This window comes from Streptomyces sp. NPDC027962 (genome assembly GCF_055566095.1).
The window spans coordinates 23,331-37,568 of record NZ_JBVHTA010000059.1 but is presented as its reverse complement, the minus strand read 5'-3'; the positions used below and the strand labels follow the sequence as shown (position 1 = coordinate 37,568).

The 14,238-nt window shown below is 71.6% G+C and carries 14 protein-coding genes and 2 pseudogenes; 8 read left to right on the top strand and 8 right to left on the bottom strand.

Going from position 1 to position 14,238, the window contains the following annotated elements; translation table 11 throughout:
- Nucleotides 1–88 precede the first annotated feature (88 nt).
- The 3 genes from otsB to ACZ4SA_RS34270 all read right to left on the bottom strand — a co-directional run bounded on the left by otsB (nt 89) and on the right by ACZ4SA_RS34270 (nt 2,593).
- Nucleotides 89–970 carry a trehalose-phosphatase gene (otsB, locus tag ACZ4SA_RS34280; protein WP_468281932.1) on the bottom strand — a complete coding sequence of 294 codons (882 nt, stop codon included), beginning with the start codon at nt 968–970 and terminating at the stop codon, nt 89–91.
- Nucleotides 971–980: 10 nt separating this feature from the next.
- Nucleotides 981–1,217: a DUF3263 domain-containing protein gene (locus ACZ4SA_RS34275; protein WP_468281930.1), complete on the bottom strand. Its 237-nt coding sequence runs from the start codon at nt 1,215–1,217 to the stop codon at nt 981–983.
- Nucleotides 1,218–1,321: 104 nt separating this feature from the next.
- Entirely contained in the window at nt 1,322–2,593 is a 1,272-nt protein-coding gene (locus tag ACZ4SA_RS34270) for an extracellular solute-binding protein (RefSeq protein ID WP_468281928.1), read from the bottom strand.
- A 310-nt stretch (nt 2,594–2,903) separates the two neighbouring features.
- Here ACZ4SA_RS34270 and ACZ4SA_RS34265 point away from each other — a divergent pair, with 310 nt between their 5' ends.
- The 3 genes from ACZ4SA_RS34265 (at nt 2,904) to ACZ4SA_RS34255 (ending at nt 6,078) form a co-directional block, all read left to right on the top strand.
- Complete coding sequence (locus ACZ4SA_RS34265) at nt 2,904–3,836, top strand: ROK family protein (RefSeq protein ID WP_468281926.1); 933 nt, start codon at nt 2,904–2,906, stop codon at nt 3,834–3,836.
- The gene (nagA, locus tag ACZ4SA_RS34260; RefSeq protein WP_468281924.1) at nt 3,836–5,035 is read left to right on the top strand and encodes an N-acetylglucosamine-6-phosphate deacetylase; all 1,200 of its coding nucleotides are present in this window, start codon (nt 3,836–3,838) and stop codon (nt 5,033–5,035) included. The genes ACZ4SA_RS34265 and nagA overlap by 1 nt, the downstream gene beginning before the upstream one ends.
- Nucleotides 5,036–5,151: 116 nt before the next feature.
- The gene (locus ACZ4SA_RS34255; RefSeq protein WP_468281922.1) at nt 5,152–6,078 is read left to right on the top strand and encodes a 1-phosphofructokinase family hexose kinase; all 927 of its coding nucleotides are present in this window, start codon (nt 5,152–5,154) and stop codon (nt 6,076–6,078) included.
- A 103-nt stretch (nt 6,079–6,181) separates the two neighbouring features.
- Here the strand turns inward: ACZ4SA_RS34255 and ACZ4SA_RS34250 are convergent, their stop codons facing one another.
- Together ACZ4SA_RS34250 and cdgB are read right to left on the bottom strand one after the other, a co-directional pair.
- Nucleotides 6,182–7,150: a carbohydrate-binding protein gene (locus tag ACZ4SA_RS34250; RefSeq protein WP_468281920.1), complete on the bottom strand. Its 969-nt coding sequence runs from the start codon at nt 7,148–7,150 to the stop codon at nt 6,182–6,184.
- A gap of 142 nt (nt 7,151–7,292) precedes the next feature.
- Nucleotides 7,293–8,933: a diguanylate cyclase CdgB gene (cdgB, locus tag ACZ4SA_RS34245; RefSeq protein WP_468281918.1), complete on the bottom strand. Its 1,641-nt coding sequence runs from the start codon at nt 8,931–8,933 to the stop codon at nt 7,293–7,295.
- Between the two features lie 330 nt (nt 8,934–9,263).
- Here cdgB and ACZ4SA_RS34240 point away from each other — a divergent pair, with 330 nt between their 5' ends.
- Nucleotides 9,264–9,818 carry a flavin reductase family protein gene (locus tag ACZ4SA_RS34240; RefSeq protein WP_468281916.1) on the top strand — a complete coding sequence of 185 codons (555 nt, stop codon included), beginning with the start codon at nt 9,264–9,266 and terminating at the stop codon, nt 9,816–9,818.
- Nucleotides 9,819–9,910: 92 nt separating this feature from the next.
- Here ACZ4SA_RS34240 and arfB read toward each other — a convergent pair whose 3' ends face one another.
- Nucleotides 9,911–10,336, bottom strand: a complete 426-nt coding sequence (gene arfB / locus ACZ4SA_RS34235) for an alternative ribosome rescue aminoacyl-tRNA hydrolase ArfB (RefSeq protein WP_468281914.1) — start codon at nt 10,334–10,336, stop codon at nt 9,911–9,913.
- Between the two features lie 146 nt (nt 10,337–10,482).
- On the opposite strand from arfB, the gene ACZ4SA_RS34230 reads away from it, so the two are divergent.
- Nucleotides 10,483–11,058 (top strand): TerD family protein, encoded by a 576-nt coding sequence (locus ACZ4SA_RS34230; RefSeq protein ID WP_468281912.1) that lies wholly within the window; start codon nt 10,483–10,485, stop codon nt 11,056–11,058.
- Between the two features lie 88 nt (nt 11,059–11,146).
- Here ACZ4SA_RS34230 and ACZ4SA_RS34225 read toward each other — a convergent pair whose 3' ends face one another.
- Both ACZ4SA_RS34225 and ACZ4SA_RS34220 read right to left on the bottom strand, forming a co-directional pair.
- Nucleotides 11,147–12,577, bottom strand: a complete 1,431-nt coding sequence (locus ACZ4SA_RS34225) for a M1 family metallopeptidase (protein WP_468281910.1) — start codon at nt 12,575–12,577, stop codon at nt 11,147–11,149.
- Between the two features lie 45 nt (nt 12,578–12,622).
- A pseudogene (locus tag ACZ4SA_RS34220) lies at nt 12,623–12,724 on the bottom strand (heme-binding protein); the annotation flags it as partial.
- Here ACZ4SA_RS34220 and ACZ4SA_RS34215 point away from each other — a divergent pair.
- The 3 genes and pseudogenes from ACZ4SA_RS34215 to ACZ4SA_RS34205 form a co-directional block, all read left to right on the top strand.
- Nucleotides 12,722–12,916: pseudogene (locus tag ACZ4SA_RS34215) on the top strand (ATP-binding protein); the annotation flags it as partial. The pseudogenes ACZ4SA_RS34220 and ACZ4SA_RS34215 overlap by 3 nt on opposite strands.
- On the top strand, nt 12,913–13,533 hold the full coding sequence (locus ACZ4SA_RS34210; RefSeq protein WP_468281908.1) for a response regulator: 621 nt from the start codon (nt 12,913–12,915) through the stop codon (nt 13,531–13,533). The pseudogene ACZ4SA_RS34215 and the gene ACZ4SA_RS34210, both read left to right, overlap by 4 nt.
- Nucleotides 13,534–13,732: 199 nt before the next feature.
- A complete protein-coding gene (locus tag ACZ4SA_RS34205) occupies nt 13,733–14,233 on the top strand; it encodes a hypothetical protein (protein ID WP_468281906.1) in 501 nt (166 codons plus the stop codon).
- Nucleotides 14,234–14,238 lie beyond the last annotated feature (5 nt).

Genomic DNA, 14,238 nt, shown 5'->3' with positions numbered 1-14,238 from the left:
CGAGGATGATCCTCCGCCTTGCGATTGCACGCACCAGACGCCGCGGGCCCCGCCCTGCGGGCGGACGACGCTACTTTCGAAACACGCCCTAGCCGGCGGGCCCGGGCTTCTCGTTCAGCCGCCGCGCCAAGGCGCCGAGGAAGTCGACCACCTCTGCGGGGCCGGGCAGCAACAGGTCGGCGCGCTCTGCCAGTTCGGGGACCTCGACGCCGCCGCTGCACAGCAGCAGACCGGGCACACCGTCCGAGCGGAGCTTGTCGACGGCGCCGTACGCGGGCAGGTCGCCCAGGTCGTCACCGGCGTAGAGCACGGCCTCGGCGCCGACCTCGCGCACGTACTCGGACAGCGCCACGCCCTTGTCGATACCGGGCGGACGCAGTTCCAGGACCATACGGCCGGGCTCCAGGATCAGGCCGTGCCGGGAGGCGAGCGCGGCGAGGGGCTCTCGCAGGGCGTCGAAGGCGGCCTGGGGGTCCTCGGCGCGGCGGGTGTGGACCGCGACGGAACGTCCCTTCTCCTCGATCCAGGTGCCCTGCCATGCCCCGATCCCGTCGAGGAAACCGGGGAGCTCGGACCGGGCAGCCGCGACGCCCGGGTGGGGGGCCGGTGCGCTCACGGTCCCGGTGACCGCGTCCCAGCGTTCCGCGCCGTAGTGGCCGAGGACGACGAGGTGGTCCAGGCCGTCGACACCGGCGAAGCCGCCGTAGCGGACGGCGACCCCCGCGGGGCGGCCGGTGATCACGGCGACCGAGGCGACCTTCGGCGCGAGCGCGGCGAGCGCGGGGACGGCGCGCTCGTGGGCGCGGGCCTGCTCGGGGTCGGCCACGATCTCGGCGAGGGTGCCGTCGAAGTCGAGAGCGATCACGGCTCTGTCGGGCCGGTCGACGAGCGCCGCGAGGCCCTCACGTCCGGCAGGGGTGGACGGCGTCGGCATGGAGTCTGCGTACTCTGCGTACGGGGAGCTGCCCATGCACCCGACCCTAGCGGCGACTTCTCCTCGCGTCCCTCACACGCCGAAGCCGGTTGACGGTCACCGGGTCGTGGGCGAGGGCGCGGGCGTCATCGAGAAGGGCGTTGAGCAGCTGGTAGTAGCGGACCGGGGAGATGCCGAGCTGCTCCCTGATCGCCCGCTCCTTGGCGCCGGGCCCCGGCCAGGATCGCCGTTCCATGGCCAGGACGGCCCGGTCGCGCTCGGGGAGCTCCTGGTCGTCCGTCATACGATCCAACATATCGGCGGGCACTGACGGTCCGGACCACCTCCGGCACGCGGAAGCCGGCCCGGACCACCTCCGGCACGCGGGGCGCGCGCCGGTGCCGTGGACTACTCGGCGGCCTCGGCCGCCTTGGCGTCACGGGATATCCGCTCCAGCGTGCGGGCGGGGCTGCCGCCGGGGCCCACGGCGTCGCCGATGTTCTTCTTGATGTTCTCGCTGGCCGACGCCCACGACGTCTTGCCCACCGGCGGGAGCACCGAGCCCGGCAGCACCTCCAGGAACTTCTTGAGGTGCGCCTGCTCCGGGTCGTCCTCCATCGCGTCCCGGGCGGAGACCGTCACCGGCAGCAGGTCGTTCTGGCCGGCGAACTCGAGGACGTTCTCGTCGGTGAAGAGGAAATCCAGGAACGTGCCGATCTCCTCGCGGTGGCCGTTCTGCTTGAAGCCCATGATCCAGTCGGCCACGCCCATCGACGCCTCGGCCTTGCCCTCCCGGCCGGGCAGCGCGACCGTGCCGACGTCGACGCCCGCCTTCTCGGCCGCCTGCAGCAGAGAGGGGTGGCCGTTCAGCATGCCGACCTCGCCGCGGGTGAACGCGGCGAAGGCGTCCTTGCGGTTGAGCTTGCCGGGAGCGACCGGGCCGGTGAGCTTCTCGTCGACCAGGTTCTCCTTCAGCCACTCGAAGGTGTCGATGTTCGTGTCCGAGTCGATCGCGTATCTGCCGAGCTCGTCGGTGTAGCCGCCACCGCCGCTGAGCAGCCACATCTGCGTCTCCGCCTGGGCCTCCTCAGGGCCGAGCGGCAGCGCGAAGGGGTACTTGACGCCGGTGTTGAGCTTCAGCTTCTCCGCGTCCGCCTGCAGCTCTGCCCAGGTGTCGGGAGTCCCCGTGATCCCGGCCGCCTCGAAGAGGTCCTTGTTGTAGAAGAGCAGCCTGGTGGAGGCGACGAACGGCAGCCCGTACTGGACTCGCTTCGTCTCGCCCGCGTCGACGAGGGGCGGGAGGAAGTTGGACTGGACGGGGATGGAGAGCATCTGGTCGGCGGAGTACAGCTTGTCCGCCGCGGCGTAGTCGGCGTAGGCGCCGATCTGCGCGATGTCGGGGGCCTCGTCGGCCTTGACCATCTCGGCGACCTTGCGGTCCACGTCGTTCCACGACTCGATCTGGACCTCGACGTCGATACCGGGGTTCTCGGCCTCGAACGCGGCCGTCAGATCGTCCCAGTACGTCTTGCTGCTCTCTCCGCCGGCCACGTCGTAGTCGGCGGCCACCAGCTTGAGGGTGACGTCACCGGAACCGCCGGAGGTGCCGCAGCCCGCGAGCGAAACCGTCATGCCCAGTGCGGCGACGGCCGCGGTCACACCAAAGAAGCGCCGCTGCACAGCTCTTCCCCACCCTCTGCTTCATAGATCCGTGTTGTCCGTTTGATCCCAGTCGGTCCCCCGCGACGTCCTGTGAGATGGGGAGTGATCTTCCCCCACCCGGGCGCACAAGGTCTACACCACTGCGGTCTCACTTTCACAACGCCTGCACCTTTGGTCCGGGCCTCGGGCAGGCGCCGCCGCCGGCGCTCCCGCCTCCGGCCCGGTCGGCCGGGCCGCGGAGTCATTGCACGCCCCCGGTTTGTATGGCATGGCAACAATCCGGGGAGTGGACTAGACCTTTCTCGGGTCTACGCGCGAGACTGTTCACGTGAGACACGTCATCGCCCTCGATGTGGGCGGCACCGGTATGAAGGCTGCCCTGGTCGGGGCGGACGGGACGCTCCTTCACGAGGCGCGGCGGGCGACCGGGCGCGAGCGGGGGGCCGACGCCGTCGTGGAGTCGATCCTCGGCTTCGCAGCGGAGCTGCGCGCGCACGGACAGGAGCACCTCGGCCAGAGCGCGGAGGCCGCCGGCGTCGCCGTCCCCGGGATCGTCGACGCCGAGCACGGCATCGCCGTCTACGCCGCCAACCTCGGCTGGCGCGACGTCCCCCTGCGCGAGCTCCTGAGCCGGCGGCTCGGCGAGATCCCCGTCGCGCTCGGGCACGACGTACGCACCGGTGGACTCGCGGAGGGCCGTATCGGGGCCGGTCAGGGCACCGACCGGTTCCTGTTCGTACCCCTCGGCACCGGCATCGCCGGCGCCATCGGCATCGCCGGCGCCATCGAGGCCGGCGCCCACGGCTGCGCCGGAGAGATCGGCCATGTCGTCGTCCGCCCCGGCGGCCCCGCCTGCGGCTGCGGGCAGCGCGGCTGCCTCGAGACGCTGGCCTCCGCCGCCGCCGTCACCCGCGCCTGGGCCGCCGTCTGCGGCGACCCGGCCGCCGACGCCGCCGACTGCGCCAAGGCCGTCGAGGCGGGCGACAAGGCGGCGACCGCGGTGTGGCAGGAGGCCGTCGACGCGCTCGCCGACGGCCTCGTCACGGCACTCACCCTCCTGGACCCCCGCACCCTGATCATCGGTGGCGGCCTCGCCGAGGCCGGGGAAACCTTGTTCACACCCCTGCGGGCGGCGGTCGAGGAACGCGTCACGTTCCAGAAGCTGCCCACAATCGTCCCGGCGGCCCTCGGGGACACCGCCGGATGCCTGGGCGCAGGGCTGCTCGCCTGGGATCTACTCGCCACGGAGGTAACCGCCTGATGGCCGCCAGCGCCGCTCGCGCCACGAGCACGGTTCACGCCACGAGCCCGCACCACCCGCCGAGCACGGTTCTGGCCGGTGCCCGGGTGGTGCTGCCGACCGGGACCGTCGACAAGGGCCGCATCGCCGTCGCGGGCACGAAGATCGCCGCGGACGTACCCGCCGACGCGCCCGTCCGCGACCTGTCAGGGCACTGGATCGTCCCCGGCTTCGTCGACATCCACAACCACGGCGGCGGCGGGGCCTCGTTCACCTCCGGCAGCGCCGAGGACGTCCTGCGGGGCGTGCTGACGCACCGGCAGCACGGCACCACCACCCTCGTCGCCTCCACGGTCACCGGCGACATGCACTTCCTCGCCCACCGGGCCGGATTCCTGGCCGAGCTCGTCCAGCAGGGCGACCTCGCGGGCATCCACTTCGAGGGGCCGTTCATCTCACCGTGCCGCAAGGGTGCCCACAGCGAGGAGCTGCTGCGCGACCCCGATCCGGCCGAGGTCCGCAAGCTGATCGACGCCGCCCGCGGTACCGCGAAGATGGTCACCCTCGCCACGGAACTGCCGGGCGGCATCGACTCCGTGCGGCTGCTCGCCGACCACGGCGTCATCGCGGCGATCGGGCACACGGACGCGACGTACGAACAGACCCGCGAGGCCATCGACGCCGGCGCCACCGTCGCCACCCACCTGTTCAACGCCATGCCGGCCCTGGGCCACCGCGCTCCCGGCCCGATCGCGGCGCTGCTGGAGGACGAGCGGGTCACCGTCGAGCTGATCAACGACGGCACCCACCTGCACCCCGCCGCGCTCGAGCTCGCCTTCCGCAGCGCGGGCGCGGGACGGGTCGCGTTCGTCACCGACGCCATGGACGCGGCCGGCTTCGGTGACGGCCGCTACCAGCTCGGCCCCCTCGAGGTCGAGGTGAAGGACGGCGTCGCCCGGCTGGTCGAGGGCGCCTCGATCGCGGGCTCCACCCTCACCCTGGACACCGCCTTCAAGCGGGCCGTCACGATCGACCGCCTCCCGGTCGAGGACGTCGTCGCGGCCATTTCCGCCAACCCGGCGAAGCTGCTCGGCGCGTACGACAGGGTCGGCTCCCTGGAGCCCGGCAAGGACGCGGACCTGGTGGTCCTCGATGCGGACTTCACGCTCAAGGGCGTGATGCGCCACGGCGAGTGGGTGGTCGAGCCCGGCACGGGGTGATTCCCCCCGATGCACGGCAAGGCGCCTGACCACCGGGGTCTTGGGCCAACCGCCTTCCGTTTGGCATGATCAGGACCCGTACGAGCACGGCAACCGCGTTCTTCGGGGGTACACGGGTGATCCTGACGGTCACACTCAACGCCGCCCTCGACATCACCTACCAGGTCGCCTCCCTGACCCCGCACGCCTCCCACCGGGTCGGCGAAGTCGCGGAACGCCCCGGCGGCAAGGGCATCAACGTCGCGCGTGTCCTCGCCGCCCTCGGCCACGACAGCGTCGTCACCGGTTTCGCGGGCGGACCCACCGGGGCCGTTCTGCGCGGCATGCTCGACCCGCTCCCGCCGCACGACGCGCTCGTGGAGATCGCGGGCACCACCCGGCGCACGCTCGCGATCGCCGACGACACGACCGGTGACACCACCCAGCTGAACGAGCCGGGCCCCACGGTCACGCCCGAGGAGTGGACGGCGTTCCTCTCCTCGTACGACGCGCTGCTGCGCGAGGCCGACGCGGTCGCCCTGTGCGGCAGCCTGCCGCCCGGCATCCACGTCGGCGCGTACGCGGAACTGGTACGCCGGGCGCGCGGCGCCGGCGTGCCCGTGCTCCTCGACACCAGCGGAGAACCGCTGCGCCGCGGCGTCGCCGCCCGCCCCGACCTGATCAAGCCGAACGCCGAAGAGCTCGCCCGGCTCACCGGCTCCCGCGAACCGCTGCGGGCCACCCGCGACGCCCGCCGCCGCGGTGCGCACACGGTCGTCGCCTCCCTCGGCCCCGACGGTCTGCTCGCCGCGACCCCGGACGGCACCTGGCAGGCCACCCCGCCCCAAGCCGTCAAGGGCAACCCGACCGGCGCCGGCGACTCGGCGGTCGCCGGCCTGCTGTCCGGGCTGGTCGGCAAACTCCCCTGGGCGGAACGTCTGTCGCGGGCGGTCGCCCTCTCCGCGGCCACGGTCCTCGCCCCGGCGGCCGGCGAATTCGACGCGGCGGCCTACGAGGAGCTGCTGCCCCGCATCAAGGTCGTCGAGCACGCCCGCGGCCCCTGACAGGTGAGAAAACACCCGCCTCTGACGGGTGAGAAAACACATCGCCCCGGCTCGCGGGGCGAACCGGGACGATGAGCGGTGCTGAGGGCCGGGATGCGGGTGGTCAGCTCTTGTTCTGACCGGCCTCGAGCCAGACCTGGTCGAGATACGCCTCGCACTGGTCCCCCTGCTCGCAGGAGATCTTGAGGTCGTTCTTGCCCTTCTCCAGGTTCACGAAGGCGTAGGTGTTGGTCCAGCCCTTCGCCCAGTCGCCCTCCGCGGCCTTCGCGAAGTTCGACATGTTGATCTCGCGGGGCTTCCCGTCGTTGATCGTCAGGGTGGTCTTGGCGTCCTTGCCGGGCACGCTGTACGTGATGTACATCGTGTACGCGCCGGCCTCGGGCACGTCGACCGACCAGCCGGCCGAGCCCCCGACGCCGTTGAACATCACATACGCGCCGTCCGCGCCCTTCGCGCCCGGAACGTCCTTCGCGAGGGAGGCCGGCGGGCCCAGCCGGAGCGTCGCCGCGTCCTGCTTGGGGAGTTCGGCGGGCGCCGACTCGCCCGTGGAGGGCTTCGGGCTCTCCCCGACGGACTCGGCCGCCGAGGGAGTGCTGCCCGCGCCGCTCTTGTTGCCGGCCTTGTCCTTCTCGTCGCCGCTGGTCATCAGCGCCGCGCCGATGCCGATCACGACGACCGCGACGACCGCGATCGCACCGATCAGCAGGCCCCTGGTGTTGGGGCCGCCGCGGCCGTGGCCGCCCTCGTGCGACGCGGTGGGGACCTGGCGGGTCTGGGCGGTGGCACCGGGGTAGGTCTCGGGCGCCGCGTAGGCGGCGGCCGGCTGCTGCCCGTAGCCGGGCTGCTGGCCGTACGTCTGCTGATGCGGGACCTGCTGGCCGTACTGACGCTCACCGACCGTCCGTACCTGGTTGTACGAGGTGCGGGGGACCCCGGGCTGTGCCGCCGGTCCGGGGTAGCCGTAGCCGCCCTGGCGCGGGGGTGTGGCGCCCGCCTGCTGCCCGTCCGCGTACAGGTAGCCGAACGGGTCGTCGTTTTCGGGCGTGCTCGCGCCGTTGTTCGCGGCCGTCATCCCAGTCACTCCTCACCATCTCGTCAGCACAACGCCGACCCGGGCGAGCCTACCCGGTTCGGGCTGACGGATCGGGTGGTGCGGACCTCATCCACCCGGCCCGCGCCCGGCCACCAGGGCCGAGGAGGAGGGGTGTCGTCCGTCACCCGGCCCGGCGGTGCACCTTGGAGCGGGAGCGCTTCTCTATGTACATCCGCTGGTCGGCCGACTGCAGCACCTCTTCGACGGACATCCCGCAGCTCGCCCAGCCGATTCCGAAACTCGCCCCGACGCGCACTCCGCGACCGCCGACGCGGATGGGCAGGATGATCGCGTTCCGCAGCCGTACGGCCAGATCCGCGGCGTCCGCCGCGCCGAGACCGTCGGCGAGGACGACGAACTCGTCGCCGCCGAGCCTGGCGACCGTGTCCCCGTCACGCACGCCGGTGGTGAGCCTGCGGGCCACCTCGACCAGCACGGCGTCGCCGGTCTGGTGCCCGAACCTGTCGTTGATCGACTTGAAGCCGTCCAGGTCGCAGAAGAGGACGGCGAGTCCTTTGGCGCCGTCGTCGATCTCGCCGTCCGGCGCGACGGTGTGCACATGGTGGTCGTACGGCCGCCCGCCGACCGCCTCGAAGTCGAAGCCGTCGCCCCGGAAGCGGGCGTCGGTCTCGTACGCCGCGTCCAGCGCCTCGATGTCGCTCGCGTACGCCGCGGAGTACGGGCGCTCGCACAGCCGGGAACTGAGCCGGGCGCGCAGCTCGGCGCTGTTGGGCAGACCGGTGAGCGCGTCGTGCGAGGCGCGGTGCGCGAGCTGGAGCTCGTGGCGCTTGCGGTCCTCGATGTCCTCGACGTGGGTGAGAAGGAAACGTGGCCCGTCCGCGGTGTCGGCGACGACCGAGTTGCGCAGCGAGACCCATACGTACGTGCCGTCCCTGCGGCTGAGTCTGATCTCCGCGCGACCGCCCTCGGCGGACGTGCGCAGCAGCGTGCCGACGTCCTCGGGGTGGACGAGGTCGGCGAAGGAGTAGCGGCGCATCGCGGAGGCGGGGCGGCCGAGGAGGCGGCACAAGGCGTCGTTGGTGCGCAGCAGCCGGCCCTGCTGGTCACCACCCATCTCTGCGATGGCCATGCCGCTGGGGGCGTACTCGAAGGCCTGGCGGAAGGATTCCTCGCTGGCGCGCAGGGCCTGCTGCTCACGCTCGAGGCGGACCAGGGCGCGCTGCATGTTGGCGCGAAGTCGCGCGTTGCTGATCGCGATCGCGGCCTGGGAGGCGTACATCTGCAGGGCCTCCTGACCCCACGGGCCGGGGCGGCGTCCGTTGCGCGGCCGGTCCACGGAGATCACGCCGAGCAGTTCACGCCCGCCGCCCGACGCGTACATGGGGGCGTAGAGACGGTCCTGCGGGTGCCACTCGTCCTCGAAGCGCGGCTCGGGACCGTCGGTGTGCCACTGCGGCACGTCGTCCTCTATGAGGACCCAGCCCTCGGTGTGCGGGATGAAGCGCAGGTTGCCCCAGGCCTCGCCCATGGACAGCCGGCGGTTCCAGGAGTCTCGGGAGCCGACACGGCCGGTGATCAGGGCCTCTGCGGCGGCGCTGCCGGCGAACGCGGCGACCACCAGGTCACCGTCGGGGCGTACGAGGTTGACGCAGGCCAGCTCGTAGCCCAGTCCGGCGACGATGCCGTCGGCGACGGCCTGCAGCGTGTCGGCCAGGCTGCGGGCCGTGTTGAGGTCCGCGACGACCTGGTGCAGCTGCCGCAGGGTCGCAAGACGGACATAGGGCTCCGACTCGGTCTCCATCGCTCGCTCTCCCCGAGACCTCGACAGCAAACTCCAGGGCGTCTGATTGGCGTACTTGTAGCGGTATCCCGGCCACTGAATCACAGTGAGCAGCTCAGTCGGTACACAGGGTCAACAATTACTGGCCTCTGTGACTCAAGTCACATCAGATGATGAAGGGTCAGATGCGACCTGGTCGGGCGCACCTTCGCTTTCTTGACGACACTTATTGAACGCAAAACCATCGAAGCGTACCCATGGTTACTCATGGTCGTCGGGCTACGGTCCTAGGACCGGCCTGGTTCCGGGGTCCGATGCGGGGAAGGATCGGCCGAGACTAGCGTTCCAGGTGTGTTGCAGACGACCCCCACTCCGGCCGCCTCCGCCATCCCCCATCCTGAGGGGGTGAGCAACGAGGAGTTCCGTGCCGCCATGTCCCGGCTCGCGGCAGGCGTGGTGCTGGTCACCGCGCACGACGCCGACCACGGACCGCACGGCGAGGACGTGGGCATGACCGCGACGGCCTTCATGTCCGTCTCGCTCGACCCGCCGCTGGTGCTCGTCAGTCTGCGCAACGGCTCACGCATGGACGACCTGCTCGCCGAGCAGCCGCTGTGGGGCGTGTCCGTGCTCACGGAGAAGCATCTGCAGATCGCCGGACGTTTCGCGATGAAGGGGCGGCTCAGCGACCGCCTGCTGTTCGAGGACCTCGCCCATGAACGGGGCGAGGTGTGCGGCTCTCCACTGGTCGGGGGTGCGCTCGCGACGCTGGAGTGCCGGACGCAGCAGCGGATGGAGGCCGGTGACCACACTCTGGTGATCGGCCACGTGCTGAAGGTGGGGCTCGCGGACGAGGTCGCGGGGCCGCTGACGTACTTCCGGGGGCGGTACCGGCACTTGTCGTAAGGGCGGGACCGAGGAGCGGTGCTGGGGGCGGCGTGCTCGCGTGGCGCGGAGACGGCCGGCCCCTCGGCGCCGGGTGCCCGGCCGGCGCCGTGCTACCAGTCGCGGCCCGTGCGGCCGCGCTTCGTCTGCGCGCGCTGCTTCTTCTCCCGCAGCCGCCGTTCGTTGATCCCCCGCGGGATCTTCGTCGCCCGGCGCGGCCTCGGCGGCGGGGCCGTCGCCTCCGCCAGCAGGGACGCCAACCGCACCGCCGCGGTCTCGCGATTGCGCCACTGAGAGCGGTGCTCCGAGGCGCGTACGGCGATCACGCCCCCCACCAGCCGGCCCGCGAGCCGCTCCAGCGCACGGTCCTTCCAGACCTGTGGCAGCGCCTCGGTCCTCGCGAGGTCGAAGCGGAGCTCCACCTGCGAGTCGCTGGTGTTGACATGCTGGCCGCCGGGCCCCGAGGACCGGGAGAAACGCCACATGAGCTCCGCCTCCGGCAGGGAGACGGAACCGCGGATGATGTAGGGCCCGGACATGCGTCCATGATCCCGTGCGCGGGCCGGGCCGTCACTCTCTTTTCCGCCCGCATGGAACCTGAAGGTCCCCTGCCGGCGTTAGGACCGGTGACGGTAGCTTCGGGAGGACCCGTAGCTCGCAGTATCGAACCGAAGGGGACTTCCCAATGGCAGTAAGCCTGTCCAAGGGCGGCAACGTCTCGCTCACCAAGGAGGCACCGGGCCTGACCGCCGTCACCGTCGGCCTCGGCTGGGACGTCCGCACCACCACCGGCACGGACTTCGACCTCGACGCCTCCGCGATCGGCGTGAACGGCGCGGGCAAGGTCGCCTCCGACGCCCACTTCGTCTTCTTCAACAACAAGTCGACGCCGGACCAGACGATCGTCCACACCGGCGACAACCGCACCGGCGAGGGCGGCGGCGACGACGAGCAGATCAACGTCAACCTGGCGGGCCTGCCCGCCGACGTCGACAAGATCGTCTTCCCGGTCTCGATCTACGACGCCGTCACCCGCAGCCAGAACTTCGGCCAGGTGCGCAACGCCTACATCCGCATCATCAACCAGGCCGGCGGCGCCGAGATCGCCCGCTACGACCTGAGCGAGGACGCCGCCGTCGAGACCGCCATGGTCTTCGGCGAGCTCTACCGCAACGGCGCGGAGTGGAAGTTCCGCGCGGTCGGCCAGGGTTACGCCTCCGGCCTCGAAGGCATCGCCCGCGACTTCGGCGTCAACATCTGACACGACGTCCGGCGCGACGTCCGGCGCGACATCTGACACACGGACACGATCTGGGCCCCGGCTCCTGCCGGGGCCCGGGCGCGTTCGCTCATGGCCTGCGCGGCTTCTCGTCCCCGTAGAGCCACACGTCCCACAGCTCCGTCAGGTCCTCGCCCGACTCCTGCTCCACATGGCCGATGAAGTCGTCCGTGGAGGCGTTGGAGTGACGGTGCTTCTCCGCCCAGCCGCGGACGATCCCGAAGAACACCTCGTCACCGACCGCCTGCCGGATCTGGTGCAGCACCATCGCTCCCCGCGCGTACACCGGCGCCCCGAAAAGGTCCTCTCGATCCGGCGGTTCGGCGGGTGCGAAGGCCCAGTTCGCCTTGTCCGCGAAAGCTTCCTCGAAGCTCTTCTGCACCGGCGCGCCGCCGGACTCCTGGCGCCACATCCATTCCGCGTAGGTGGCGAAGCCCTCGTTGAGCCACACGTCCTGCCAGGTCGCGGGCGAGACCGAGTTGCCGAACCATTGGTGGGCCACCTCGTGGACGAGGGTCGTCTCGTCGAACCGGTCCAGCGGGAAGACCGGCCTGGTCTGGGTCTCCAGGGCGTAGCCGAGGTCGCCGGACGGCACGACGATCGCCCCCGCGGAGGAGAACGGGTACGGGCCGAAGTTCTCCGTTCCCCACTCCACGATCCGCGGGATGTCGTCCAGCAGCGCCGAACTCCGCCGCTCTGCGGCCGGATCGACGGCGGTGACGACGGGCAGCCCGGCGGCAGTGCGGGTGGTCTTCATACGGAAGTCACCGACGGCGAGCGTGGCAAGATAGCTCGCCATCGGCTCGGCGGCGCGCCAGGCGAAAGCGGTCCGGCCGCCACGGTCGCGTTCACCGGCCGGCTCGCCGTTGGACACGGCCTTGTAGCCCTTGGGCACGGTCACGGTGATGTCGTACGCGGCCTTGTCCGCCGGGTGGTGGTTGCCGGGGAACCACGCGGTGGAGCCGAGGGGTTCGCCAAGCGCGAGCGCGCCGTCGGGGAGGCGCAGCCAGCCTTCCCGCGAATCGTCGGCGTCGGTGATCGTCTGCGGGACGCCGGAATAGCGGACGACGGTACGGAAGTCGGCGCCCTTCTCGATGTCCCGGCGCGGACGCACCGTCAGTTCCGTTCCGGCCCGGTTGACGGCGGCCGCCGCGCCGTCGACCGTCGCGCCCTCGACCGTCAGTCCGCGCAGGTCGAGATGGAAGGCGCTCAGATCCTGCGTGGCGCGGGCGGTGAGCGCCGCAGTGCCTTCGAGCCGACCGGTGCGGGGGGCGTAGTCGAGCGTCAGGTCGTAGTGCCGGACGTCGTAGCCGCCGTTGCCGAGCTTCGGGAAGTACGGGTCGCGCAGTCCCGCGGCACCGGGCGTTCCGTCCACGCCCGAACCGGCTCCCGTACAGCCCGCGCTTCCCACGCCGCCCACGAACAGCAGCAGGGCGAGGGCGATGCGGGAGAGGGCCACGCGCGGCGGAAGGGTGCGGTGGGGGAGGGCGTGCGGGTCCACACCATGATCCTAGGCAGACCCTCCCGGTGTCGGCGTTCTCGCGGCTCAGCGGCCGAGCACGGCGACGCCCGCCTCGGCGAACTTCTCGTCCAGCTGCCCGCTCGGCGCGCCCGCCACTCCGATACCCGCGATCGGCGCACCCTTGACCAGGTGGTTCTCGACATCGCCGACGACGGCCGCGGCTTCGAGCCCGGCACCGGCCGGGCCCCCGGCGTACGCGGGCACGGCCTGCCCGCGATCCGGGCCCGCGCCGAGCAGCTCGGCGGCACCCTCACCGTCGAGTCCGCACCCGGCGAAGGCACCGTGCTGTCCGTCGCAATCCCGCTGGAGTCACCGTGACCGTGCGCATCCTGCTCTGCGACGACCACGCCGTCGTACGCGCCGGGCTGCTCGCCCTGCTGGGCAGCGAGGCCGACATCGAGGTCGTCGGCGAGGCGGGCAGCGGCGAGGAGGCCGTCGCGATGGCCGCGAAACTGAAGCCGGACGTCGTGCTGATGGACCTCCAGCTCGGGGCGGGCATCGACGGCGTCGAAGCGACCAGCCGTATCGCCTCGCCGGACGTCCACGTGCTCGTCCTGACCACGTACGACACCGACGCCGACATCACCCGCGCCATCGAGGCGGGGGCGACCGGCTACCTCCTCAAGGCCGAACGGCCCGAGGAACTTTTCGCGGCGATCCGCTCCGCCGCGCAGGGCCGCACCGCGCTCTCCGCGCCCGTCGCCGGCCGCGTCATGGAGCGGATGCGCGGAGCCGCCGGCCCGACGCTCACCGACCGGGAACGCGACATCCTCGGCCAGCTGGCACGCGGCCTCGGCAACCGCGAGATCGCCCGCGCGCTGTTCATCAGCGAAGCGACCGTGAAGACCCACCTGGGCCGCATCTACGCCAAGCTCGGGGTCGACACCCGCGCAGGGGCGGTGGCGGTGGCGAAGGAGCAGCGGCTGCTGCCTTGAGGTCCGGCTGTCGTGACGTGAACCGGGAATCGTTCACCCCAACGCGCAAGCGATACCTTTCCGTACGTTTCCGCAGATCGCGCGGCTGCCCGGGGGCTCCGTCCTTCCCGCGGCGCACGGGTCCCTCCTCCGCGCGGCGGAGACGGTCCGCCGCGCGGGACGAAGCGGCGGACCGCCCGTCGCGGCCATCGTGGACGCCATGACCACAGCAACCACGGCCACTACGGCCACCGCAGCCGCCGTCGCCCCCGCGCCGCGCTGGGCCCGCCGGGCCGCGCACGCCATCGCACTGTGCGCCCTCCCCTCCGGCCTCTGGCGCATCGCCATGGCGAGCGGCATCTACGTCGGTTACAGCGACGAAGTCCTGCGCGAAGCCTTCGCAATCCCCGGCTGGGGCATCGCCTACGTCGTCGGTCTCGCCGTCGTCTCCGAGTTGGCCGCCCTCTTCCCGCTGCTGCTCGTCACGGACCGGTGGCGGCCGCTGCCGCCCCGGGTACTCGCCGCGATCGCCAAAGGCGCCTCCGCGCTGACGATCGTCTTCGCCCTGTGGCAGACGGCGGTTCTGTTCACCGTGGAGAGCCAGACCTATATGTCGAGCACCGCCAACACCGTCTGGGCCCTCTTCTTCGCGCCACTGGTCGCCGTCCCCTTCCTGCTGACCGCCGTCACCTGGTCGTACAGCAGACGTCTGGCGGCATGACACCA